Source organism: Pseudoduganella sp. GW821-FHT12E03, assembly GCF_058807115.1.
Map to the genome: position 1 here is coordinate 116873 of NZ_JBXAQJ010000004.1, position 25914 is coordinate 142786.

The window sequence follows — 25914 nt, forward strand, 5'->3', positions numbered from 1 at the left end:
CGATAGCGGCGCAGCACGCATGGCGGCTTGATGAAACCAAGCCGCCCTACGCATTTCATGTCCCGGGCTCCGGGGGTTTTAACTGGCGTTGGCCTGCGCGTACGTTTCCGGCGTGCCGATGTCAAGGAACCGGGCCGGCGTTTCATGCGTATAAATGCGCCCCACCAGATGGTGCAGTACTTCGGTGCTGAAATCGGTCACGTGCGCCCACTCGCCACCGAGGCGCGCCAGCAATTCCGCCGAGAGTAAATAAATCGCGCCATTGGCCAGGTTGCCCGGCGGATTGGCGACCTTTTCGTGGAAGCCCACGACGACACCCTGTTCGTCCAGTTCGACAATGCCGCAAGTCTGCGGCGTGGCGGTGCGGAACGTCATCATCGTCATCAGGCAGTGCGCCGGACGCTGCGCATGCGCCTGCAGGAATGCCTTGAAATCCGCCAGGCAGTAATTGTCGGCGTGGATCATCAGCGCATCGCCGCCGTCAAAGAACGGCAGATTCGCAATCAGGGTCCCGGCCGTGCCCAATAACTCCTTTTCTTCCACCAGCTGCACCTGGTCCGCATAGCGGCTGGCCGCCGCGTAGGCTTCCACCTGGTCCGCCAGGTAATGGGTGTTGATCAGGAACGGCCCGACTCCGGCATCCGTCAGGCGCTCGAGCCAGATATCAAGCAAGGGCTGGCCCTTGATCGGCACTAGGCATTTCGGGATGGTGTCCGTCAGCGGGCGCAAACGGGTGCCGAAACCGGCCGCCAGCAGCAGCGCCCTCATGCCTGCAACTCGCGCAGCAATTCTTCGGCCTGGATCGGCACGTTGCCGACGCGGCCCACCTGCACCGCCGCCGCCAGCGCGCCCAGGCACGCGGCTTCCCAGATATCGGCGCCGCTGGCCAGCGCCAGCGCGCTGGCGATCAGCAGGCTGTCGCCCGCGCCCGCGACATCGCGCGGCGCCACGTTCAGCGCGCCAACACGGTCAGTCACCCATTCGGAGCCGGGCTGTTCGCCCACGTGCACCAGCATGCCTTCGCCGCCCATTTTCAACAGCACATGGCGGGCATCGGCCATGCCGCGCAACAGTTCGGCCAGCACCACCAGGCCCGCGTCCATGTTGCGCGCGCCCAGGCGCGCTTCGTGTTCGGTCGGCGTGATCAAATCCATGCCACGGAAGCGCGTGATATCGCCCACCTGCGACGACGACTGGCTGTCCGCCGCCAGCAAGATGCCTTTGGCTTTCGCCATTTCCGTGATGCGGTCCACCACCGGCTGCGGCAGCAAGCCATAGTTGAAGTCGGAAAACACCAGCACGTCCACACCATCCATGGCTTTTTCCATCAGCGCCAGCAAGTCTTCCTGCAATTGCGTGGAAATCGCATCCTGGCGCAAATGGCTGACGCGCAGCATGCTCTTGCCATGGCAGCGGTAGCGCTGTTTCAAGGTGGTCGGACGGCTGTCGTCCGTCAACATGTGCGCGCTGACATTCATGCGCTGCAATTCTTCCACCGCATACGGGCGCACGGCGTCCGCGCCAGTCAGCGACACGAATTCGGCTTTGGCCCCCATGCCGGCCGCGTGCGCGGCCACGATGCCGGCGCCGCCAACGAAGCGCGTGGTATTGATCGGACTGACCACGATGGTCGGGTCTTCACGCGACATGCCGAGCGGCTCGCAATTGATGTATTCATCGATGATCAAATCGCCCACCACGCACACTTTGCGCTGAGCGAATTTATTGACCAGTTCGCGCAGGCGCGCCAGGCTGATGTTGTGGCGGCCCAGGTAATCATGCGGCAAACCGATCGGGCTGAAATTGGTTGGTTCGATTTCCTTGTTCAGCAAATCCGCCGACGAAAACCAGCTTTCGCCGGAACTGAACAGCAGGCGACCGCCATAGCTTTCCAGCACCGCCAGCTCGGGATTGTCGGTTGATTCATGTTCCTTGCCCTTGACCACGATATCGGGTTTCAGGCGCGCCACCAGGTCGGCCACCGGTTCATCCATGATGAACGCGTCATTGACCTGGGCAATGCTTTGCACGCTTTCCAGCCGCAGTTCGGCCGGCACGTGGGCCGCCTTGCCGGCGATACGGTCCGACGCCACGGCCACCACCAGGCGCGTGCCGCATTCGCTGGCAAAGCGCAGCAAACGCAGGTGGCCGGGGTGCAGCACATTGAAGTTGCCGGAAACAAGGACAGTCTTTTCTGACATGGGTAATCCGATCTCATTCGATCCAGTGAGGGAGTCACAGCTTACCTGCGCCGCGTGCTGCCTCATCGGGAGAATAAAGGGGTTGACGGGCAGTTAATTGCTGAATTGCAATAATATTACCGGAACCACGGATTTCATGCTAATCCGATCAGGCGGCTTCGTCACGCGGCGCCCTGCAATCGCGCGCGCACCAGGTCCGCCAGCGCCAGCGACGCCGTCAATCCCGGCGATTCGATACCGAACAGGTTGACCAGGCCGGGGATGCCATGCGCGGAGGCATCGTCGATGCGGAAATCCGCCGCCGCATGGCCCGGGCCATCAAGCTTGGGCCGGATGCCGGCGTAATCGGCGCGCAGCGCATGGTCCGGCAACGCCGGCCAATACTTGCGGATTTCCCCGTAAAAACTGGCGGCGCGGCCCACGTCGACCGCGTATTCCGGCGCTTCGACCCATTCGACGTCGGGCCCAAAGCGGGCGCGGCCGCCCAGATCCAGGGTCAAATGCACGCCCAGCCCGGCCTGCTCCGGTACCGGATAAATCAGGCGCGAAAACGGCGCGCGGGCGCTGCACGAAAAATAATTTCCCTTGGCATAGTAAGCACGTGGCTGATATGGCGCTGGCAAGCCCTGTAGCGTCGCCGCAACAGCGGGCGCGTGGATGCCGGCGCAATTGATCAGCGCACGGGCTTGCCAGGTTTCACCTTGCACGTTGAGGAAGATGCCATCTTTGCCCACCGTGCCGCCGTCTAGCGGCGCGTTGAGCACCAGCGTGGCCCCGGCCCGTTCCGCATCGCCGAGCAGGCTCAGCATGTACGCATGGCTGTCGATAATGCCGGTCGACGGCGACAGCAGCGCCCCCGTGCAGTGGAGGTCCGGCTCCAGCGCCAGCGCCTGTTCGCGCGTCAGCAATTGCAGGTCGTGGACGCCGTTGGCGGCGGCCTTGGCGCGGATCTGCGCCAGCTGCGCCAGCTGGCTGTCATCGGTGGCGACGATCAGTTTGCCGCAGCGGCGGTGCGCCACGCCGTGTTCGGCGCAATAGGCGTACAGCATTTCCTTGCCCTGCACGCACAGGCGCGCCTTCAGCGAACCGGCCGGATAGTAAATGCCGGCATGGATCACTTCGCTGTTGCGCGAACTGGTGCCGCTGCCGATGCAGTTTTCCGACTCCAGGATCACCACCTCGCGGCCCGCCAAAGCCAGCGCACGCGCCACTGCCAGTCCGACCACACCGGCGCCCACCACCACGCAATCAAGTTGCTCCACTATCATTGTCCCTCTGTCCAATCCCAAGAATTGGCAGTGTAACCCCTGCCTGATTGAGATTGACGGCACCCACAAAGAGAAATAAGATCGGTTCGCTCAGAGGCGCATAGCCTCTCCCGGCTCCAGATACTTTGCGGCACATCTGGCCTTAGTCACTTCCCCGTCAGCGGAACTCATCATGCAGCAAATTATCGCTAATTACGTCGGCAAACTGACCCAGGCCCTCCACCTCGACGCCATGCAGCAGGTTCCCGTGCTGGCCGAGGCCATGCGCGAAGCCTGGCGCACCGGCAATTCCATTTATTTCTGCGGCAACGGCGGCAGCGCCGGCAATGCCATCCACCTCGCCAACGACTTCCTGTACGGGGTCGGCAAGCAGTATGGCGTCGGCATGCGGGTCGAATCGCTGAGCGCCAACGCGGCCGTGCTGACTTGCCTCGGCAACGACCTGGGCTATGACCAGATTTACTCCGAACAATTGCGCGCCAAAGGCCGCGCCGGTGACGTGCTGGTGATCTTGTCCGGCAGCGGCAATTCACCGAACGTGGTCAAGGCGCTGGAAACCGGCAACGCCATCGGCATGCACACCTTCGCGGTGCTCGGCTATTCCGGCGGCAAATGCAAGGACATCGCGCGCACCCCGCTGCACTTCGCCATCGACGATATGCAAATCGCCGAAGACTTGCAGCTGGTGGTCGGCCATATGTGCATGCAATACCTGTGCGACAATCCGCCGGCCAAAACGCCGGCCTGATCGTCCGCCATCCGGGCCGGCCTTGCCGGCCTTTCGTTCAATCCGCCCATCCTTTGCCAGTCAACACACATGCCACATCGCTATCTCGTTATCGGCAGCAATTCCTTCTCCGGCGCCAGCTTTGTTAATTACCTGCTGGACCGTGGACACAGTGTGATCGGCGTCAGCCGCTCCGAAGAACCGCATGACGTGCTGCTGCCGTATAAATGGCACGCGCATCCGGGCCGGTTCGAGTTCCACCAGATCCACCTGAACACCCAGTTGCCCGAGCTGATGAAGCTGATCGATGAGCAACAGCCGGAATATATCGTGAACTTTGCCGCGCAAGGCATGGTCGCGCAAAGCTGGATCACGCCGGCCGACTGGTACCAGACCAACGTGGTCGGCCAGGTGTTGCTGCACGATGAATTGCGCAAGCTGAAATACCTGAAAAAATACGTGCACGTGACCACGCCGGAAGTGTATGGCAGCACCGATGGCTGGCTGCCGGAAACCTTCCATTTCGCGCCCAGCACGCCGTATGCCGTATCGCGCGCCGCCTGCGACTTGCACCTGATGAGTTTCTTCAAGGCCTACGACTTCCCGGTCTGCTTCACCCGCGCGGCCAACGTGTATGGCCCGGGCCAGCAGCTGTACCGCATCATGCCGCGCGCCATGCTGTATGCGCGCCTGGGCAAGAAAATGCAATTGCACGGCGGCGGCCACTCGGTGCGCTCGTTCATCCATATCGATGACGTGGCCGAGGCCACCCTGCGCATCGCGGAAGATGGCGTGGCCGGCGACAGCTACCACATCTCGACCTACGACACGGTCTCGATCCGCCAGCTGGTGGAACAGGTGTGCGACGCCACCGGCGTGGCCTTCAATGACCTGGTGGAAGTCACGGAAGACCGCCTCGGCAAAGACCAGGCTTACCTGCTCGACAGCGCCAAGATCCGCAAAGAACTGGGCTGGACCCACAAAATTGACCTCGCTGAAGGCCTCAAGCAAACGCTGGATTGGGTCGATACCAATCTGGAGACGCTGAAAACCCTGCCAGCGGATTACATTCACAAGCGCTAAGGACCACGCATGAAACTCTTGATTACCGGCGGTTGCGGCTATGTCGGCACCGTATTGACCGAACAACTGCTGAAAGACGGCCACACCATCACCGTGGTGGACACGCAATGGTTTGGCAACCACCTGCAGCCGCATCCGCAGTTGACCGTGCTGAAACAGGATACCCGTGACGTCAACAGCATTCCGCTCGATGGCGTGGAAGTGATCCTGCACCTGGCCAACATTGCCAACGACCCGGGCGTGGAAATGAACCCGACCCTGTCGTGGGAAGTCAACGTGCTGGCAACCCAGCAACTGGCCGACCGCGCCGTGCGCGCCGGCGTCAAGCAATTCATCTTCGCCAGCTCCGGCAGCGTGTATGGCGTCAAGGATGACCCGCAAGTGACGGAAGACCTGGAACTGGTGCCGATCACCGCGTACAACAAGACCAAGATGGTGGCCGAGCGCGTACTGCTCTCCTATGCCGACAAGATGCGCATCCACTGCGTGCGCCCTGCCACCGTGTGCGGCTGGTCGCCGCGCATGCGCCTGGACGTGTCGGTCAACATGCTGACCATGCAAGCGCTGAAAAACGGCAAGATGACGGTCTTCGGCGGCGACCAGACGCGCCCGAACATCCACATCGGCGACATGGTCAACGTGTACCGCCACTTCCTGGCCCATCCGGAAATCGACAACGGCTGCTACAACGCCGGCTTTGAAAACATTTCCATCATGGATATCGCGCAGCGCGTGGCCGCCAAGGTCCCGGCCGATATCGTGGTGTCCGCCTCGAACGACCCGCGTTCGTACCGCCAGAATTCCGACAAGCTGGTTGCCACCGGCTTCAAGCAGCAATATTCGGTGGCGCAAGCCATTGAAGACGTTGCCACGAAATTCAAGTCCGGCGAACTGGTGGACAAGGATGAGTACTACACGGTGCGCTGGATGAAGCACCTGAACCTGCAGGCATAATTGATGAGCACCACTTCTGTACAACTGGCGGCCCAGTTCCGGGCCACGGCCATCGAAATGTCGCACCGGGCCGGCGCGGCCCACCTGGCGTCCGCGCTGTCGTGCATCGACATGGTGTCGGTGCTGTACCACTCGGTGCTGAAGGTCGATCCGGCCAATCCGCACTGGGCTGAGCGCGACCGCTTCATCCTGTCCAAGGGCCACGCCGCCACCGCGCTGTACGCGGCGCTGGCATGGAAAGGTTTTATTAAACCGGAAGACTTGCTGACCTACGGTAAGAAGGGGTCGCTGCTGGAAGAGCACCCGACGCCACGTCTGGCCGGGGTGGAAACCGCCACCGGTTCGCTGGGCCATGGCCTGGCGTGCGGCAACGGCATGGCGCTGGCGGCGCGCATCCTGAAAAAGGATTACCGCACCTTCGTGCTGATGAGCGATGGCGAGTGCAACGAGGGTTCCGTCTGGGAATCCGCGCTGTTTGCCTCCGCCAACAAGCTGGGCAACCTGACCGCGTTCGTCGACTTCAACAAATGGCAAGCCACCGGCCGTTCGCGCGAAGTGCTGGGCCTGGACCCGCTGGCGGAAAAATTCCGCTCGTTCGGCTGGCACGTGCATGAACTGGACGGCCACGACCACGCGGCCATCCTGGCAGCCATCAACGACACGAAACCCGACCAGCCGACCATGATCGTGGCCCACACCGTCAAAGGTAAAGGCGTGTCGTTCATGGAAGATGACAATAACTGGCACTATCGCATTCCGACCGAAGCAGAAGTGCAACAGTCCAAAGCGGAACTGGGCGTATAAAACATGAGAAATGCTTTTGCTAAAGCCGTCACCGAGCTGGGTGACGAGTATCCTGAACTGGTGATGCTGGCCGGCGACATCGGCAACCGCCTGTTCGACAAATTCAAAGACAAGCATCCGGACCGCTTCTATAACTGCGGCGTGGCGGAAGCCAACATGACGGGCCTGGCGTCCGGCCTGGCCGCGTCCGGCCTGCGTCCGATCACGTACACCATCACGCCGTTCAACACCACGCGCGTGCTGGAACAGATCCGCCTCGACATTTGCTACCCGAACCTGCCCGTGATCGTGGTCGGCACCGGCGCCGGCCTGTCGTATGCGAACCTGGGCGCGACCCACCATTCGATGGAAGACATCGCGATCCTGCGCTCGCTGCCGAACATGCACGTGGTGTGCCCGGCCGATCCGATCGAAGTCAAAGGCGCGGTGCGCGATGCGCTGCGCCTGGGCCGTCCGACCTATATCCGCCTGGGCAAGAAAGGCGAACCGAACGTGCACGACGGCGAACCGGCGTTCACCATCGGCAAGGGCATCGTCATGCGTCCGGGCACCGATGTGACCATCCTGTCGGTCGGCAACATGATTGCCCCGGCACTGGACACCGCGCAAAGCCTGGCCGACAAGGGCATTTCCGCCGAAGTGGTCAGCATGCACACCGTGAAGCCGCTCGATGACGAACTGCTGAGCAACGCCTTCGCCACCAAGAAACTCGTGGTGGTGGTGGAAGAGCACGCGTTCACGGCCGGCGCCGGCAGCGCCGTGCTGGAATGGGGCTATACCAAGCGTGTCGACCTGGGCAAAGTGTTGATCGTGGCCGGTCCCGACCGTTTCCTGTCCGGCTGCGGCGAACAGGAAGAGGCCCGTGAAATGCTGGGCATGGATGCCCATGCGATTACGCACCAGATCCTCGAACGGCTGGGGAAATGATGCGGTTAGGTCTTGATTTCGACAACACCCTGATCAGCTACGACCAGCTGTTCCGCCAGGCGGCGCTGGATTTGAAGCTGATCCCGGAAGCCACGCCGCCGCAAAAAAACGCGGTGCGTGACTACCTGCGGCAAATCGACCAGGAAGACGAGTGGACCAAGCTGCAAGGCGCGGTCTATGGCGGCCGCATCCTGGAAGCGGCGCCCTACCCCGGCATGCGCGACACCCTGCGCGCGCTGGCGGGGCACAAGATTCCGATGTGCATCGTCAGTCATAAAACCCGCTGGCCCTACATGGGCGAGAAATGGGACTTGCACGCGGCCGCGCGCAGCTGGCTGAACCAGCAGGGTTTCCATGCGGAAGACGGGTTGGCGTGGCAACAGGAACAAGTGTTCTTCGAGCTGACCAAGGAAGAAAAGATCGCCCGCATCGTCGCGCAGCAATGCACGCACTATGTCGATGATTTGCCGGAAATCCTGGCCATGCTGCCGGACACGGTCGAGAAAATCCTGTTCTCGCCGGATGGCAATACCAAGGCCCAGCCTGGCTGGACCGTCATGACGTCGTGGGACCAGCTTCCCGGCATCCTGAAGCTGGCATAACGGTTGGCATGACCGGACTTTCCCCCGCAGTCACCGCCTTTTGCGAACAGCACGGCGCCGGCGGACCGCTGCAAGCGGTCGCGCTGCGCGCCGGGCGCAACAGTGAAGTGTTGCGCATCACGGATCACAGCGGCCGCCCCTGGATCCTCAAGCAATATTTTTCCCACCAGGCCGACACCCGCGACCGCCTGGGCACGGAATACCGTTTCCTCGATTTTTGCACCCGCCATGGCGTCACGACCGTGCCGCGCACCCTGGGCATGGATGCGTCCCTCAATTGCGCGCTGTATGCGCTGTTGCCGGGCCAGCGCCCTGCCGTGCTGACCGATGATCATATGGCGCAGGCCGCCGCGTTTATCGCGTCGCTGTGCGCTTTGCGCGGCGCGGCGGGGGCGGAGACCCTGCCGAACGCATCGGACGCCTGTATGACCGTGCAAACGCATCTGGACCTGGCGGCGCTGCGCATTGCCGGCTTGCTGGCGTGTGCTCCAGCGGATGACAGCAGCCTCAGCAGCATCGAACGCGAAGCGCATGCGTTTGTGCGCGACACCTTGGCCCCGGCCTGGGAAAAACTCGATGCGGCGGCACGCACCGCGCTGGCCGGCGAAGGCGACCTGTCCGCTCCGCTGCCACGCACGGCGCTGATCCTGTCGCCCTCCGATTTTGGCTTCCACAATACCCTGGAGCAAGATGGCCGGCTGGCCTTCGTGGATTTTGAATATGCCGGCTGGGATGACCCGGCCAAGCTGATCTGCGATTTCCAGTGCCAGCCGGAAGTGCCCGTCAGCGCCGCGCACGGCGCGCTGTTCCAGCGCACCCTGCTCGCCGCGCTGGGCGACGATGGCGCCATCGCACGCCGCATTGGCGCCGTGTTGCCGCTGCACCGCATTAAATGGTGTGGCATCCTGCTGAACGAATTACGCGCGCAAGACCGCCAGCGCCGCCTGCATGCAGGCATCGCTGCCGATGGCTTGCTGGAAACCCAGCTGGCCAAGGCGCGCACTTATTTTGAGACTCACCTCGCATAGAAAGCAAACATGGCTTACATCGACTTCCTTTCCGCGGTCCACAAAAGCACCAAGCGCGATTACCTGGCGCGCGTGAACGACCCTGATTTCCCGAAAGCCAAGGCCGCCGCGCTGGCCAAGCAATGGGGTTTCGATTACTGGGACGGCGACCGCAAGATTTGCTACGGCGGCTACAAGTACATGGCGGGCCGCTGGGCCCCGGTGGCGCAAGCCATGATCGACCATTACGGCTTGAAAGCCGGCGACAAGGTGCTCGACGTCGGTTGCGGCAAGGGTTTCCTGCTGTATGAAATGTCGCTGCTGGTGCCGGGCCTGGAAATCCACGGCCTCGATATTTCCCAGTACGCGCTGGACAATTCCAAGGAAGAAATCCGCGACCGCCTGATCCTGGGCAACGCCAACAGCCTGCCATTCCCGGACAAGCATTTCGACCTGGTGTTTTCCATCACCACCCTGCACAACCTGCACAACTACGACCTCGACAAGGCGCTGCGTGAAATGGAGCGCGTCGGCAAGCAAAAGTACATGTGCGTCGAGTCGTACCGCAACGAAGAGGAAAAAGCCAACCTGATGTACTGGCAAGTCACGTGCGAAGCATTCTGCACGCCGGAAGAGTGGGACTGGTGGTTCAAGCAGACCGGCTATACCGGCGACCATTCCCTGATCTACTTCGAGTGAGGTGAACATGACTGCAATGCCAAAAACCATGAAAGCCGCCATCCTGGTGCAACAGAAGGCGCCCCTGGCCGTGGCGGACGTCACCATGCCGGACCAGCTGGACGTGGGCCAGGTACTGGTCAAAGTCCATTTCAGCGGGATTTGCGGTTCGCAAATCGGTGAAATCGACGGCGCCAAGGGCGAAGACAAATACATTCCGCACCTGCTGGGCCATGAAGCGTCCGGCACCGTGCTGGACATCGGCCCCGGCGTGCGCCACGTGAAAGTCGGCGACAAGGTGGTGCTGCACTGGCGCAAAGGTGCCGGTATCGAAGCGCCAACCGCCAACTACACGCTGGATGGCAAGAAAATCAATGCGGGACAGGTCACCACGTTCAGCGAATACACGATCGTGTCGGAAAACCGCGTGACGGCGATTCCCGCCGACAGCGACCTGGAAGTGGCGGCGCTGTTCGGCTGCGCCGTAACCACCGGCTTTGGCGTGGTGGAAAACAATGCCAAGGTGAAAATTGGCGAAGCCGTGGTCGTGTTTGGCGCCGGCGGCATCGGCCTGAACATCGTGCAGGCGGCGGCGCTGGTGTCGGCCTACCCGATCATTGCCGTGGACTTGCATGACAGCAAGCTGGCGCTGGCCAAGGAAATGGGCGCGACCCACCTGATCAACAGCAGCACGACCGATGCCAGGCAAGCCATCATCGACCTGCTGGGCCCGAACGGCGTCGATGCCTTCATCGACAACACCGGCCAGCCATCGATCATTGAAATGGGTTACGAAATCACCAAGCCGCAAGGCCGCGTCACGCTGGTGGGGGTGCCGAAGAAAGGCAACAACATCAATATCTATTCGCTGCCGCTGCACTTCGGCAAGGGTCTGAGCGGTTCGACCGGCGGCGAAGCGATTCCGCAAACGGATATCCCGCGCTACCACCAGCTGTACCGCACCGGGCGGATCCAGTTGAAAAACCTGATCACGCACCGGTTTACGCTGGATCAGATCAATGAAGCCATCGACGGCATGCGGTCCGGCGCGTTTGCCGGCCGCTGCATCGTGGCGATGGATTAATCCGTAAAAATCAAATCCCCCGGGCGGCCTTGCGCCGCCCGATTTCCACCAAAGCCGCGTTCACGTCGGCAAAATCAATCCCCTTCATGTCGCTGATGTCCAGTTCCCACCACTGCGACGCCAGCAACTGTTCAATCACGTCCGCCTCGAACCGGTAGCGCAGCACGCGCGCCGGATTGCCGACCGCGATCGCATACGGCGGCACATCCTTGGTCACGACCGAACCGAGCCCGATCACCGCGCCATGGCCGATTTTCACGCCGTGGCGGATGCAGACGTTATCGCCCATCCACACGTCGTTGCCGATTTCCGTGCGCGCATGCTGCGGCGCCGTGTTGACACCCGGCTCGATGATGGATTCGCCATACACGCTGGCGGTGTCGCGGTACTGGAATTCGCTGATCGACAGCCAGTCGGTCGGATGTGAAAACGCGCCGACCGATACGCGCGAACCAAACGTGCAATAGCGGCCGATATCGGCATTGGTCACATAGGAAAAACAGCCGAGGCCGAAGTACTTGCCCAGGGTGCTGCGCGTGACCACCGAGTGTTTATCGAGCACCAGGTGGCCCGGGGACTCCACGCGCACCACGGTGGCGCCCACGGCCAGCCGCAGCGCGCCCTCGTACAGCGCCATGCCCGGCCCCGGATTGCTCTCGTTGAACAGCATGGCGGTCTCCTTAAACCATGTCGCGCAGCCAGTCGGCATGCGCTTCGATGAAGGGCTGGCCATTGCCGGCCAGCCGCACGAACGACGCCTTGTCGCTGGTGTCCTGCTCGGCCACCACGCGGCCGAGGCGCTGCAATTCTTCCGGCGTCTCGTCGTAGGCGATCATGAATTCATTGAGCGGCGAATCAAGCACCAGTTCCGGTGACATGTAGTGGTACGACGCGATCATGGCCGAGCCGGCCTGGTAAGTCGGCGCGCGGAAGCCCAGCGACGAATGTTCGTTGCTGACTTCCTTCGACGTCGGCAGCAATTGCGTCATCTTGAAGGTCTTCAAGCCGCCCAGCATGATCAGGAACGACATGCCATTGGTGCCGGTAATCACGCGGCCGCACAGATGGATAAACGGGATCACCGTATCGATCGGCAAGTCCACCGGGATGGTGCCGGGAATCGGCATCGTGTCCAGGCCATTGTGCGGCTTCCAGCCGCCCATGTTGGTCAAGACCGTGTAGCCCAGCTCTTTCAGGCGGTCCGCCACGGCGATCCAGAACACGGTGGGGAATTTCTTGGCCGAGTTGTTAATCGGGCACAGCAGGACCGAACGGCCCAGGCGGATACCGGCTTCGCGGCCCAGCTGCCAGGCGCGTTCCTGGGCTTCGTCGCTGATCACCGGCGGGTCCATCTTCGCGTTCCACGGCAGGCGCAGCACGAAGCGCATCATGTCGGTTTCACTAATGCCGCCGCGCTCCGGGTAGCGCCACATGTACTTGATGCCATCCGACTGGCCAAAGCCGCGGTCGATCCAGCACGCGCTGAGCGGGTAATCCAGTTCGAAACGGTTGTTGTCGATGTAATTGCTGCGCAACATGGCGCGCATCAAGTCATCGCTGGCCAGCACGACTTTCAGGAAGCGGTGCGCATACATGCGCGCCAGCGCCGCGTGCTTTTCAGTGCAGACCAGGATAATGCCGTGGCCATGTTCTTTCACGAAAGCATCGGCAAAACCGCACACTTCGGCGGTTTCGCCGATCGCATAGCCGCACAGCAAAATCCAGGCCTTGGTGCCGGGAATGCGCACCGTATCGTCCAGCATTTTGTCCAGGGTGGCGTGCAGCGCCGCGTATGGATTGTGTTCTGCCGCTGGCACAACTTCTGACATGGGGAATCTCCTTCGCTTATTCGGTATCGGCAGGCAAAACAAACTGGATCTGGCGCGGCGCCAGGCGCGCCGCGATGGCTTTCGCAATCTTTGGATTCATCGGCATCAGCACGGTGGCGCCGGCGGGGATCCCGTCCAGGCCGACAATCGGAATATCCATGTGCTGCTTGCCGATGCGGTTGCTGTCTTCATCGACAAAGAAGCTGATGCGGCCCGGCAATTCGCTGGCCAGCCAGGTGGCGGAAATCGAGGAACCAAAGATGCCGACCGGCGCGCCATCCGGCAGCGGGGCATTTTTCAGCTCGGCAAAGAAATCCAGGTAACCGCCCAGCAGCGCGGTCCATGGCGCCACGTCGATCGCGGGCGCCGCCGGGCGCGGCTGCACCAGCAGCGACAATTCCTTGGCGATGTTGGTGTCCGACACGGCCAGGATGTTAAAGCCCGCGCCGGTCAGCAGCGCGGTCAGCGATTCAATCGAGAAATGCGAAACATGGTCGGCAATCAACAGGTCGAATGGCGACTCCTTGACGTTCGGCACCTGGATGAAGATGCGGCCGCCCGGGTTCAAGTGGTCGGCGCATTGCCGCAACAATTGCAGGGGATCGAAGATATGTTCGAGCAGGTGAATCGCGACGATCAAATCGAATTTGCGGTCCATTTGCGACAGGTCGCCGCAATAGAATGCCGCGTTCGGGATGGCTTCGATCAGCGGCTGGTTCTTGCGGTCGAACTCGGTCCCGAGCAGTGTCCAGCCGGGCTGGCGCGCGCTGTACTTGCGCAGGAACGAGCCGTTGCCGCAACCGATTTCCAGCAAGTCACCGCCACCGGCCAGCGGCGTGGCGCGTTCCAGCCAGTCGATGATGCGGTCGGAACGGGCGAATTCCGTGCCCTGCGCGGTAAACACCGCTTGTTCCGCACCATCGCTTTGCTTGTAGATCGCATACGAGCGGTAAATCTCGTCGCACTGCTGCTTGTATTCCGGGGTATCGCGCTTTTGCACCAGGCCGCAGGCGCCGCATACCGCCAGTGCAATCGGATGGGGCCACGGGCGGCAATCGGACGTGACAGACTGGGACGTGTGCGGCGCGGCGATCGGATGCAGCGCGTGCTGGTGGCAAGCATGGCATTGGTTCGGCATATGGGTCCTCAGGGAGTTATGCAAGACGCGCTGGGCCGACGGATCGGCAACGGCGTCGACCAGTTGCAGTTTGACTGGATCGGCCGCGAAATGGCGGCGCGCAAAATCGGCATACGACAATTCTTCATCACCGGCCAGGTGGTAAATGCCGCGCTGGCGCCAGTCGATCATGGTGGCGATGCCGGCCACGACCTGGTCCAGCGCAATCGGCGACAGCAGCTTGTTGCTGAACGCGCGCACCGGTTCGCCGGCAGCTGCGGCGCGCTCCCAGTTGACGATGAACGGCGCGTCGGCGGTGATGACTTTGGACAGGCGCAGGACTGCGGCAGAACCAGCAGCAGACCCAGCGGCGGAACCCGGCGCGGAGCCTGTCGATGCGGCGGCAATATACTGCTCGACGGCCAGCTTGAAGCGGCCGTAATTGTTCAGGGGCGAGACCGGATCATGCGGCGCATAAAAGGGACGGCTGCCGTCGAACACGGTATTGGACGACAGGAACACGACATAACACCCGGCCGCCACGGCGTCGCCGATCAGGCGGCAGGTATGATCGACATTGAGGCGGCGGCATTCGTCCGGCTCATTGTCGCAGCGCGCCATGTTCGAAACCGCCGCGCACAGCACCACGGTATTGAACTGGTGCAGCGGCAACTGGTGGTCCGGCTGCGCCAGGTCATAGTGGTAACGGCCCGCGCTGTCCGGCCGGCGCGACGTGCCGGCCACGTCATACCGGGCCAAGGGCAATCCCGCCAGCAGCGCCGCGCCGACCTGGCTGTCGGCGCCCACCACCAGCACCTTGTTGCGCACGGGTGTCTCCACAGCGGTCATGGCTCGCGCAGCGACTCGTCCAGGGCCTTGGTCAGCGGCCACAGCAGATAAGACATCACGGAACGCTTGCCCACCACGATTTCACCGGTCACCGTCATGCCCGGCAACAGGCGCGCGCTGCCTTCCATCTTGCGCAGCTTGCTGTCGGGATTCCATTCGACCGTGGCCAGGTAATACGCATTGGTGCCTTCGCCAGGGCGGACCTGGTCGCGCTTGAACGAATCTTCGCTGATGGTGACGACTTTGCCGTCGAGCATGCCGTGTTTCTGGTAAGGGAAGGCATCGAGCTTGACGTGCACCGCGTCGCCGCGCCGGATGCTGCCGACGTCGAGCGAATCGATTTGCACTTCCGCTTCGAGTTTCGCGTTCAGCGGCACCAGGGTGAACATGGCTTCGGTGCCGCGCGCCACCGCGCCGGGCGAGATCTTGCCGATTTCCAGCACCACCGCGTCGGCCGGCGCGGTCAATTGCACCAGCTTGTTGCGCAAGTCGGCCTTGGCCAGCTGCTCGTTGATGCCGTCGCGGTCACGCGTGGCGGCCAGCAAGTCTTCCAGCGCGCGCTGGCGCCAGTTGCGCATAAAGGCCGACAATTCCGCCTGGGCGCCGCCCAGTTCGCGCTGCATTTCCAGGTCGCGGTTGCGGCCCACCACCATCGAGCGCTCCACTTCCAGGCGGCGGTCGCGCGCTTCCAGTAATTGCATTTTCGCGCCAAAGTTTTCCGCCACCAGCCGTTCCTGCATGGCTTCGATTTCCGACAGTGATTTGTGGCGCTGCGCCAGCACTTGCTGGTCGCGCTGGTTGGTTTCAATCGCCGCCCGCAAGCGCGCGACGTTTTGTTCCATGCGCAGCTTTTGCGCTTCGTAATTGGCTTGCCGTTCACCGGCCAGCTGCGCCTGCAATTGCATGTCGGCGTCGCTGCTGGTGCGTCCCTGGATCGGTTTGCCGGCCAATTCCGCGCGCAAGCTGTCGGTCTGGGTATCAAGGCTGCGCAAGCGGTTGCGCAACTGGGTTTCATCGGCCTGGGTAAAAGTGGGGTCCAGGGTGGCCAGCAGCTCACCCTTCTTGACCACCTGGCCCGGGCGCACCACGATGGTTTTCACAATCGCGGTTTCCATCGTCGACACCACGATGTTCTGTTGAGGATTGACGAGGCGGCCATGCGCCACCACGACTTTTTCAACTTTGGACAGGCTGGCCCACAAGATGAACGAGAAAAAGGCAAACGCCAGCACGTGCAGGGTCAGACGCACATAACGGGGCAGCGGGCTGCGTTCGATGGCATCCGCGTCCGGCAGGAAATCGATTTCCGTTTCGTCGCCCGCGCGGGCCTTGGCAGCAGAAGGTTTGGTTGGTTGCATAACTCGTTGCTTACAGGTGGCTGGTCTGCTGGTTCCACAAATGCTGGTAGGTGTCGCTGGTCTTCAACAAGTCCTGGTGGCGGCCGGCGTCAACCAGGCGGCCGCGCTGCATCACCAGGATGGCATCGGCATTCACCAGGGTCGACAGGCGGTGCGAAATCATCACCACGGTGCGGCCAACGGCGATGCGCGACAGGTTCTTGATGAAGATCGCTTCGCTTTCCGGGTCCAGTGCGGAAGCCGCTTCATCGAGGATCAAGATACGCGGCTTGGCCAGCAGCGAGCGCGCGATCGACAGGCGCTGCTTTTGGCCGCCCGACAAGTTGGTGGCGTTTTCTTCCAGCAGGGTGTCGTAACCGTTCGGCAAGCGTTCGATAAACTCATCGGCCCCCGCAGCGGCGGCGGCTTCCGCGATTTCCTCGAAGGTGGCGTCCGGCTTGGTCACGATCAGGTTTTCCCGCACGCTGCCACGGAACAGGAAGTTTTCCTGCAACACCACGCCGATCTGGCGCCGCAAGTGCGGCAATTCGATTTCCCGCGCATCGATGCCGTCAAAGCGCACGATGCCTTCCTGGATCGCATAGAGTCCCTGGATCACCTTGGTCAGGGTGGTCTTGCCGGAACCGGAGCGGCCCACGATGCCCACCACGGTGCCGGGCTGGATCGTGAACGTGGTGCGGTCCAGCGCCGTGTTGGGCGAACCGGGATAGCGGAACGTCACGTCGTCGAAGCGGATTTCACCGTTGAGGATCGGGCGCAAGCCGCCCGCGCCGGAGCGGCCTTCCGGTGCGCGGTTCATGACTTCGCCCAGCATTTTCACGGACAGCGCGGTTTCCTGGTATTCGTTGACCAGGCCCACCAGCGCGATCAGCGGCTGCGTGACGCGCTGCGACAGCATCTGGAACGCAATCAGCGCACCGACCGACAGGGTGTTGTCGAACACGTCTTGCGCACCCAGCACGATAATGACGATCGGCATCAGTTTGCCGAGGAAGTCGGTCATGGCGTTGCCGGCGATGGAAATCTGGCCGACCCGGAAGTGCATGGTGATGGCTTCGGCCGAGCGCTGGTCCCAGCTGCGGCGCTGCGACGGTTCGATCGCCAGCGCTTTCACGGTGCGCATGCCGTGGATGGTTTCCACCAGCATGCCCTGGCGCTGCCCTTCGGCCGCATACAGCGCGTTCAGGCGGCGCTGGTATGCCGGCACCATGGCGGCCACGATGGCGGCAATCAGCGCCGTGAACGCCAGCACGATCATGGCCAGCTTGATCGAATAGCTGAACAGGATCGGCAGGAAGATGAACAGGGCAATCAAGTCCAGGCCGGTGAAGAACAGGCGGCCGGTGAGGAAGTTGCGGATCTTTTCCAGCTGCTGCATGTGGCGCGTGATGACGCCGGCCGTGTGGCTTTCAAAGTAATCGATCGGCAGCGACAGCAAGTGGGAAAACACGCGCCGGGTCAGGCGCATGTCGATCTTGTTGGACGCGGCCAGGGTCAGCATTTGCCGCAGGAAACCGAACGCGCCGTCAAATATCTGGGCAATCACGATGCCGACCGCCAGCACCCACAGCGTGGTCACGGCCTGGTGCGTCAACACCTTGTCGATGACGAGCTGGAAAAAGATCGGCGACGCCATCGCCAGCAAGTGCATGGCCACGGCGGCAATGAAGATGTCGCGGTAGGCTGCTTTTTGCTTGAGGATTTCCGGGATAAACCAGCGCAGGCCGAAGGGCTGGTTAGGGTCGTTCAATTTGTGCTGGCGCTTGAGGAACAGCACCGCGCCTTGCCAGCGCGCGCAAAAGTCCGCCTGCGGCACCAGCACGATCCCGGCCTGGCTGTTGACCGGATTCAAGACCGCCGCCATGGTGCTGTCGCCGTCGCGCTTGATGCCGACCACGATCACCATGTTGCCGTCCTGCAGGCGCGCCATCAGCGGGAATACGCCATCCTGCGCCGCGAGGCCGTCCCACGTCAGGTGTCCCGCTTTGGCTTTCAGGCCGATGTCATTGGCGATGCGCAACAGCAAGGTGTCGCGCGGTTCTTCCGCGCCCAGCGCGTATTCGTCGATCAGCCGTTCCGGATTGATCTGCAAGCCATGGTGCTGCGCGATCGCCGTCAGGCATTGGATGGCAGTATGGGGGAATTTATCGTGCATCGATTCGCTTGAGCATGTGGAAAGCGCGAGTTGCATCTTTGCAAGATGCACCCGCCTTTGGATTCTACCCCAGAGATGTCGGCGCTGGCGCTTTTTCAAAGCCTGGAATAACGCGGCAGAACAGGCTGTCCTGCCGCTTTCGGCTTATTTGTTCAGCATATAGCTGTGCTTGCTTGTTAACGCTCTGCTTACTTCGGCGCGGCCAGCCAACCCGCTGCCGCATCACTCTGCAGCGCACGCAAGCGCAATGCTGCCGCATCCGCCTGTGCGGCGCTGCCCGGCGCCGGCAATGCCTGCGCATAATCGGCCAGCGCCCGCGCCAGGCTTGCCACGCCTGTGGCCAGGCCCGCTTGCCGCGGATCTTGCGCACTGCCGGCAAACCACACGTCGGCGCTGTCGCGCCGGGTGCCGTCTTCCAGCAGGTACGATGCCATCAGGCCAACGATGTTGCCATTGCTCGATGCCAGGCTGGCACGCGCATCGAGCCCGATGCGGGCAATCTTCAGCGACGCCAGCGTGTGCAATTCCGACGCCTCGCTGACACCGTCACCGTTGTTGTCCGTCCACACGCGCAACTGTTGCCACGCGCTGTCGGCCGCCGTCAATGCGCCATCGGCATTGCTGTCCAGGTCCGCCATGGCCTGATAGCCATTGGCAGCCTGGCCACCATCCTGCAACGGCGTGCTGGCGCCAAACAATTCCGCCCCGCTGGTAATGGCGCCATCGCCATCGCGGTCCAGCGCCAGCAAGCCGTCGTGGCCGCCGACCCAGCCGGTCGCCACCTTGCTGCCGGTGGCTTGCATATCGAAGCGCACACCGGCATCGACGCCCACGGTGTCGATGCCGTTGCCATCGAGGTCGAACACCATCGGTGTGTAAAACGGCTGCACGAACGCGTTGATTTGTTCATCCGTCAGCGCCAGCACCTGGCGCGGATTCAACACGCACACCTGGTCTGAACGCAAGGCGGCGATTTGTTCCAGGGTCAGCGACGCCATTTGCTCTTCATTGAATTGCCTGAAGTTGGCCAGTGGCAGCACCGCCAGGTCGCGCGTTTCAATCGCGGCAATCTGGCTGCCGCTGAAACCGGTCAGCGCCATGGAATTCAAGGAGCGGAATTGCAGCGTGGTCATGGCCGTGACCTGCTCTTCCGTCAGCAAGTTCAGGTGGAACGGCGCCAGCTGCGTCAATTCACTGGTGGCCAGCGCCGCCACGTCCTGGGTTTCCAGCACCCCCAGCGTGCCGTTGACGGCCAGCGCGAACAGGTGCTTGAAGCGCAGCGACTGCGCCTGCGCCACGGTCAGCGCCGCAACCTGGTCCGGTGTGAGGCCGCTCCAGGCTTCGCCGCTCAGGGCGCCGATTTGCCAGGTGGCCAGCGCCGCCACCTGTTCCAGCGTCATGCCGCCCAATTGCTGCGCGGTCAGCGCGGCCAGCATATTGGTGCGCAAGCCCTGGATCGATTGCGTATTGAGCGCCGCGATGGCGGTGCTGGGCAGTGCGCGGAATTGTGCACTGCTGAGCGCAGCAATTTGCGTGGATTGCAGCGCGGCCACTTGCCGGGTGCCGAACGAAACCGACAGCTGCGCCGTGGTCAGGCCACTGACCTGCAGGGTCGTCATCACGCCCACGATACTGTCCGGGATGGCATCCCATTGTGCGCTGCTCAAACCAGCCAGCGCTTGCGGGGTCAGCGCGCGCCAGTCCTGGGTTTCCAACGCCCACAATGCGTCGGTGGCCAGTGCCGCCACTTGCCGGGAGTTCAGGGCCGCGGCTTGCTGCGGTGTCAGCGCCATCACCCGATAACCATCCAACGCGGCAATTTGCGTGGTGTTCAACCCTGTAATGGCGGTGGTGCGCAACGCGGCCAGTTGGGTGTCGTACAGAGACGCCAGCATGCCGGCTGGCAGTGCGCCCGCTTGCGCGGCCGACAGTGCACCCAGCTGCGCCGTCGTCAACCAGCCGGCCTGGACGGTGGTCAAGCCAGCAAGACCGGCCGTTGACAGCGCGGCAAATTGCTGCGCTGTCAGCACGTTTAATTGCTCCGGACTGATTTGCGCGATCTGCGTGGACTTCAAGGCAGCGATCGCGTTGGTCTTCAATCCGTTCAGCGCCCAGCCAGTGAGTCCCAGCAAAGCATCGCTCTGCAATGCCGCAAATTGTGCCGGGCTCAGCATGCCGATATGGGTGGACGTCAAGCCCCAGGTTTGAGCCGAGGACAACTGTGCCAGTTGTAGCGTACCCAGTGCGGCAACTTGCGCCGGCGCCATGACGCGCAACATCGTGGCATCCAGGGCGGCCACCTGGCTGGTCGCCAGTGCGGCGATAGCCGACGTACTCAGGGCCAGCAAATCCTGGGATTCCAGCGTGGAAATCACCAGGGTATTGATTGCGCGCACTTGCCGCGAAGTCATCGCAGCAATTTGCCTGGTCGACAATTGATACACATCGTACCAGTCCCAGTTCGCCACGTGCTCCGCCTTCAAGCCCGCAATGGCGGCAGTATTCAAGCCCGCGATACTGTAATAGCCCAGCTGATCCATGACTTCCGTGGACAATGCATTCAACTGCACCGCCGACATCGCACTGACCTGACTGGTAGAGATGTAAATGGTCGCGTCGATGCTGATGCCAGCCATCGCCGCACTCGACAGTGCGGCGATTTGCTCCGTCCGCAATGAGGCAAGCGCACTGTCGTCCAGCGCGGCAACTTGTTGCGAGTTCCAGGTCGCCACGACGGCCGGCTTCACGCCAGCCAGGGCGCTGTACATCATGCCGGCAATGGCCGTCGTGGTCAGTGCCGCGAATTGACGGCTATCCAATGCCGCCAGTTGCTGTGAACCAAAGTAAAAATAATCGTCCTCGTTAAAGCCATACGCAAGCTGGGTGGTGGACAAGGCGCCAAACTGCGCCGGCGTCAGTGTCGTCACTTGCGCCCAATCCAGCGCAAGCAGCTGCGCCGTCGACAACGCGGCAATGGCCGTGCTGCGCAGCACGGTGAGATCGTCCAACCCGATGGCTTGCACACCGGCCGTGCTCAGCGCAGCGACTTGCACCGCATCGAGCGCCGCCACCTGCGCGGTGGTCAACATCCAGACCTGGTCGGTCGTCAGCGCGGCCATGTGCCTGGTGGTCAAGCCTGCCAGCGCTGCCGGTTTCACCAGCGGCCACACCTCGAAGGGCGCCAACGCCGCCACTGCCGCTGTGGACAAGGCACGCACTTGCTGCGACGTCAGCGCGGCAGCCTGCTGCGTTTGCATGCCGGCCACCGCACTGGAGGTCAGGCCCGCCAGGCCGGAGGTCGAGAACGCCAGTATTTGCGCCGGCGCCAGGCCGGCAAATTGTTCGCTCGACAGGGCAGCCACTTGCCCTGAATGCCAGCTTGCCAGCAGCGCCGGTTTCAGGCCGGCAATGGTGTCACGCCCCAGGTACGAGGCCGGTGCGATCTGCATGGCAGCAAATTGCGCGCTGCTGAAGGCGCTCAGTTGCGCAGTCGACAGCAATACCAGTTGCTCGCTGCCGAGGCCGCCCCCGGCCAACTGCGCCGTGGTTAATGCTGCCAGTTGGGCCGGTGTCAGTGCATGGATGGCTTCATCGTCCAGCACACGCAATTGCGCGGTCGACAGCGCTGCGATGGCATTAGGCTTCAATGCGGCAAAGTCTTGGATTTCCAGATTCAGCAAGGCAGCGCTGCTCAACGCGGCCACCTGGGTGCTGGTCAGCGACGCGGCTTGCGCCGTGGTCAGCGCCTCCAGCTGCCACGGCCCGAGCCAGGCCAATTGCTGCGATGTAAGTCCGGTAATGGCCTGCGGCTTCAGCCACGCGATGTATATCGTTAACTCGTCCAGCGCATCAGCCGACAATGCGCCCACCTGGCCCGCACTCAGCGCCCCGAGTTGCATCGAGTTCAGATACGCGACCTGCTCGTAGCCCAACCCGGCAATCCCGGCCGTGGACAGCGCGGCGATCTGGTCGCTGCGCAACGCCCCCAACTGCACGGACGTCAGTTGCGCCACGTGCTGCGACGCCAGCGCCGCCAGCATGCCCGCCTTCAATTCACGGATGGACGCCGTGCTGAGGTAGGCCAGCGGGCCGCCCGGCAAGGCGGCAAATTGCGCGCTGTTCAAGGCCGACAGTTGCGCCGGCGTCAGGGCCGACAGCTGGACCGAAGTAAAGCCCGTCGCCCATTGCGCGGTGGACAGCGCCGCCAGCTGGACGCTGGAAAGCGCCCGTACGTGCGCCGTGCCCAGTCCGGCCAGCTGGCTGGACGACAGCCCGGCCAGCACGCTGGCCTTCAGCACGGCAAAGTCGGCGGTTTCCAGCACAGCCAGGTCCGATGCATCCAGCGCCGCCAGCTGGCGCGACGTCAGGGACGCCGCTTGTGCCGTGGTCAGCGCCACCAGCTGCTGCGTGCCAAAGGCCGCCATCTGCGCCGAGGTCAGTGCGGCAACCGCCGGCAGCGGCAGATAACCGATCTGGCGGCTGTCGAACGCGGCAATCGCGGCCGTCGGCAGGTTGCCCAGCACCGACGCCGGCAACACGCTCAATTGGGCGCTGCTGAACGCGCGCACCTGCTCCGACGACAAGCCCAGGATGCTGGCGCTGGACAGCGCCGCCAGTTGCGCCGAACCCAGCGCGGCAATCTGGTGCGTGCCAAACGCCGCCACTTCGGCCGACGACAGGGCCGCCAGCATTCCCGGCTTCAGGCCGGCCAGCGCGGCCGTGCCCAGGAAGTCGGCCGGACTGCCCGGCAGCGCGGCAAACTGGGTGGAATTGAGCGCCGCGATTTGCCGCGAACTCAGCACGGCAATCTGGCTGCTCGACAAGCCGGCCAGCTGCGCGGTCGACATCGACGCCAATTGCAGCGTGGTCAGTGCGCGCAGCGCGGCATCCGGCAGCGCCTGCAACAACGCTGGATCGAGTTTGCCCAGCGCGGCGGCGGCCAGCGCGGCGATATCCACGGTTTCCATCGCCGCCAGCCCCGCCGTGCCCAGCGCGGCCAGCTGGCTGCTGCCCAGCGCCGCAGCCTGCAAGGTGGTGAGAGCGCGGATTTGCACGCTGTCGAGCGCCGCCAGTACGGTACTCTTCAGCCCGTTCAGGACGGCCGGTTTCAGCGCGGTGATTTCTTCGCTGCCCAGGCTGGCCAACACGTCCAGCGGCAAACTGTTCAACTGCAGCGCGGTCAGCGCGCCGGCTTGCGCCCCCGTCAGCGCCGCCAGCTGTTCTGCGGACAAACCGGCCAGCGCCGCCGTGGTCAGCGCCACGATTTGCGCCGTGGTTAGCGACGCCAGCTGGCTGGTGGAGAAGTCCGTCACTTGCGCCGACGTCAGCGCGGCAATCGACGACGGCTTCAGGCCGCTGATGGCCACCAGCGCCGCGCCGGGCAAGACACTGACTTGCGGCACGGACAGCGCGGCCAGTTGCGCCGTGGTCCATGCGGCCAATTGGTCGGTGCGCAGGCCATACTGCAATTGTGTCGAAGTCAGCGCGGCCACCTGGGTGGGCGACATGACCCGCATGGCCGCCGTGCTGAGCGAAGCCAGTTGCGCCGTGGTCATGCCGACGAAGGTGGCGGCCGGCAAGGCGGCCAAGTCGCGTGTTTCAAAGGCCGCCAGTTGCGCCGTACTCAACGCCGCCAGGTGACTGACTTTGAAGGCGGCGGCCTGGGCCGTCGTCAGGGCCACGATCTGCGCCGTATCCAGGCGCGCCAATTGCGCGGTCGGCAGCGCGATCAGGGTGGCGGGACTGATGGCGGCAATGTGCTGGCTGGTCAAGCCTGCCAGCGCCGCACTGGACAGCATCGCCAGCGCGCCCGGCGTCAGGCGCGCCACTTGCGCCGAACCCAGGCCGCCGACCTGGCTGGCGGACAAGCCGGCCATCGCGGTCGATGCCAGGCTCACCAGTTGCGCCGTATTCAACGCCAGCAACTGGGCGTTGCTCCAGTTCGCCAGGTCGGCCGACGACAGGCGACCAATTGCCGCCACCGGCAACGCGCGCACATCGGCCGTGTCCAGCACCGTATATAAATTGTCCGGCAGCGCATCGAATTGCGCGGCGCTCAGGGCGGCAAATTGCGCCGGCGTCAGTGCGGCGGCCTGGTCTATGTCAAAACCTTGCGCCAGCTGTTGCGTGCCCAGCGCGGCGATTTGCGCCGTCTTCAGCGCCCGGACCTGGGCGGTCCCCAGCGCCGCCACCTGTTCCGACGACAAGCCGGCGATGGCCTGGGTTTTCAATACCGCGAGGTCATGGCTTTCCAGCGCGGCAATGCCGCTGGCGCCCAGCGCACGCACCGAGGCGCTGCCCAGTGTGGCCGCCTGCGCCGTGGTCAGCGCCGCCACTTGCCCGGTGGACAGGCCAACGGCTTGCGCCGACGTCAGGCCGGCCAGTGTCACGGGTTTGAGGGCGGCAATCAGCTGCGTCGGCAGCGCCGCCAGCGAAGCCGCGGGCAAGGCCGCCAGTTGCGCACTATTCAAGACCGCCGCTTGCGCGGTATTCCATGCCGCCACCTGGGTCGCCGTTACCCCCTGCGCCAGTTGCGCGGTGCCCAGCGCCGCGGTTTGCGCGGTGGTGAAGGCGGCAAACCGCGCCGCGCCCAGCGCGGCAATTTGCGTATTGCTGAACGCCGCCACGGTGGCCGGGCGCAACGCCGCGACATCCGCCAGGTCCAGCGCGGCAACGGCTGTCGCATCCAGTCCGGCCAGTTGCATGCTGCCCAATGCCGCGGCCTGGGCCGTGGTCAGCGCCGCCACCAGCGTGTCATCGATGGCCGCCACCTGATCGCTGCGCAGGGCGGCAATGGTGGCGGTTCTCCAACTTGCCATGTGGTTCGACGTGAAGATCGCCAGCACGGTGTTTTTCAGCCCCACGGCGCCGGCCGGCGCCAGTCCGCCCACGGCGGAAGCCGACAGCGCGGCCGCCTGCGTGGTATCGAGCAGCGACGTTTGCAGCGACGTCAGCGCACCAATCTGCGCCGATTGCACGCCGCCCAGTTGCGTCGCGGTCAGCGCCGTCACGTTTTGCGTGCTCAGCGACGCGAAGACAGCGGTCGACAACGCACCGATTTGCGCAGCAGAAAACAGACGTAACTGTGCGGTGCTCAAGGTAGCCACATCGGCACTGCTCAAGCCCGCCATGGTGACGGTGGGCAGGGCTGCCAGCTGGTGGGTTTTAAAGTCGGATAACTGCATGCTGCCTCGCAGGCGTAAATAGGCGGAAGCTTGATTTTAAATAAAAAACAAGATGCCGTCAGGAAAAATCTTGGAGCGAGGATGCCC

General features: G+C 63.2%; 18 protein-coding genes. 9 read left to right on the forward strand and 9 right to left on the reverse strand.

Annotation, left to right across the window (positions count from 1 at the left end; all coding sequences use genetic code 11):
• Window positions 1–78 precede the first annotated feature (78 nt).
• The 3 genes from AC1RRC_RS11495 to AC1RRC_RS11505 all read right to left on the reverse strand — a co-directional run bounded on the left by AC1RRC_RS11495 (window position 79) and on the right by AC1RRC_RS11505 (window position 3463).
• The gene (locus AC1RRC_RS11495; RefSeq protein ID WP_493055604.1) at window positions 79–768 is read right to left on the reverse strand and encodes a nucleotidyltransferase family protein; all 690 of its coding nucleotides are present in this window, start codon (window positions 766–768) and stop codon (window positions 79–81) included.
• A complete protein-coding gene (locus AC1RRC_RS11500) occupies window positions 765–2201 on the reverse strand; it encodes a PfkB family carbohydrate kinase (protein WP_493055605.1) in 1437 nt (478 codons plus the stop codon). The genes AC1RRC_RS11495 and AC1RRC_RS11500 overlap by 4 nt, the downstream gene beginning before the upstream one ends.
• Before the next feature lie 161 nt (window positions 2202–2362).
• Window positions 2363–3463 (reverse strand): NAD(P)/FAD-dependent oxidoreductase, encoded by a 1101-nt coding sequence (locus tag AC1RRC_RS11505; protein WP_493055990.1) that lies wholly within the window; start codon window positions 3461–3463, stop codon window positions 2363–2365.
• A 178-nt stretch (window positions 3464–3641) separates the two neighbouring features.
• On the opposite strand from AC1RRC_RS11505, the gene AC1RRC_RS11510 reads away from it, so the two are divergent.
• From AC1RRC_RS11510 to AC1RRC_RS11550, 9 genes are all read left to right on the forward strand, one after another.
• Entirely contained in the window at window positions 3642–4217 is a 576-nt protein-coding gene (locus tag AC1RRC_RS11510; protein WP_493055606.1) for an SIS domain-containing protein, read from the forward strand.
• 69 nt (window positions 4218–4286) lie between these two features.
• Window positions 4287–5279, forward strand: coding sequence for an NAD-dependent epimerase/dehydratase family protein (locus tag AC1RRC_RS11515; protein ID WP_493055607.1), 993 nt, complete (start codon window positions 4287–4289; stop codon window positions 5277–5279).
• 9 nt (window positions 5280–5288) lie between these two features.
• Entirely contained in the window at window positions 5289–6233 is a 945-nt protein-coding gene (locus AC1RRC_RS11520) for an NAD-dependent epimerase/dehydratase family protein (RefSeq protein ID WP_493055608.1), read from the forward strand.
• A gap of 3 nt (window positions 6234–6236) precedes the next feature.
• Window positions 6237–7037, forward strand: a complete 801-nt coding sequence (locus tag AC1RRC_RS11525; protein ID WP_493055609.1) for a transketolase — start codon at window positions 6237–6239, stop codon at window positions 7035–7037.
• Window positions 7038–7040: 3 nt separating this feature from the next.
• Window positions 7041–7964: a transketolase family protein gene (locus tag AC1RRC_RS11530; protein ID WP_493055610.1), complete on the forward strand. Its 924-nt coding sequence runs from the start codon at window positions 7041–7043 to the stop codon at window positions 7962–7964.
• Window positions 7961–8566 carry a haloacid dehalogenase-like hydrolase gene (locus AC1RRC_RS11535; protein WP_493055611.1) on the forward strand — a complete coding sequence of 202 codons (606 nt, stop codon included), beginning with the start codon at window positions 7961–7963 and terminating at the stop codon, window positions 8564–8566. The genes AC1RRC_RS11530 and AC1RRC_RS11535 overlap by 4 nt, the downstream gene beginning before the upstream one ends.
• A gap of 8 nt (window positions 8567–8574) precedes the next feature.
• Window positions 8575–9594 (forward strand): phosphotransferase, encoded by a 1020-nt coding sequence (locus AC1RRC_RS11540; protein WP_493055612.1) that lies wholly within the window; start codon window positions 8575–8577, stop codon window positions 9592–9594.
• 9 nt (window positions 9595–9603) lie between these two features.
• Window positions 9604–10272, forward strand: a complete 669-nt coding sequence (locus AC1RRC_RS11545) for a class I SAM-dependent methyltransferase (protein WP_493055613.1) — start codon at window positions 9604–9606, stop codon at window positions 10270–10272.
• Between the two features lie 7 nt (window positions 10273–10279).
• Window positions 10280–11335 (forward strand): zinc-binding dehydrogenase, encoded by a 1056-nt coding sequence (locus tag AC1RRC_RS11550; RefSeq protein ID WP_493055614.1) that lies wholly within the window; start codon window positions 10280–10282, stop codon window positions 11333–11335.
• Window positions 11336–11345: 10 nt separating this feature from the next.
• Here AC1RRC_RS11550 and AC1RRC_RS11555 read toward each other — a convergent pair whose 3' ends face one another.
• From AC1RRC_RS11555 to AC1RRC_RS11580, 6 genes are all read right to left on the reverse strand, one after another.
• The gene (locus AC1RRC_RS11555; protein WP_493055615.1) at window positions 11346–12005 is read right to left on the reverse strand and encodes a CatB-related O-acetyltransferase; all 660 of its coding nucleotides are present in this window, start codon (window positions 12003–12005) and stop codon (window positions 11346–11348) included.
• A 10-nt stretch (window positions 12006–12015) separates the two neighbouring features.
• A complete protein-coding gene (locus AC1RRC_RS11560) occupies window positions 12016–13164 on the reverse strand; it encodes a hypothetical protein (RefSeq protein ID WP_493055616.1) in 1149 nt (382 codons plus the stop codon).
• A gap of 16 nt (window positions 13165–13180) precedes the next feature.
• The gene (locus tag AC1RRC_RS11565; protein ID WP_493055617.1) at window positions 13181–15109 is read right to left on the reverse strand and encodes a sugar nucleotide-binding protein; all 1929 of its coding nucleotides are present in this window, start codon (window positions 15107–15109) and stop codon (window positions 13181–13183) included.
• A gap of 17 nt (window positions 15110–15126) precedes the next feature.
• Window positions 15127–16488 carry an HlyD family type I secretion periplasmic adaptor subunit gene (locus AC1RRC_RS11570; protein ID WP_493055618.1) on the reverse strand — a complete coding sequence of 454 codons (1362 nt, stop codon included), beginning with the start codon at window positions 16486–16488 and terminating at the stop codon, window positions 15127–15129.
• A gap of 10 nt (window positions 16489–16498) precedes the next feature.
• On the reverse strand, window positions 16499–18643 hold the full coding sequence (locus AC1RRC_RS11575; protein ID WP_493055619.1) for a peptidase domain-containing ABC transporter: 2145 nt from the start codon (window positions 18641–18643) through the stop codon (window positions 16499–16501).
• 188 nt (window positions 18644–18831) lie between these two features.
• Entirely contained in the window at window positions 18832–25827 is a 6996-nt protein-coding gene (locus AC1RRC_RS11580; protein WP_493055620.1) for an SPM autocatalytic domain-containing protein, read from the reverse strand.
• Between the last annotated feature and the right edge of the window lie 87 nt (window positions 25828–25914).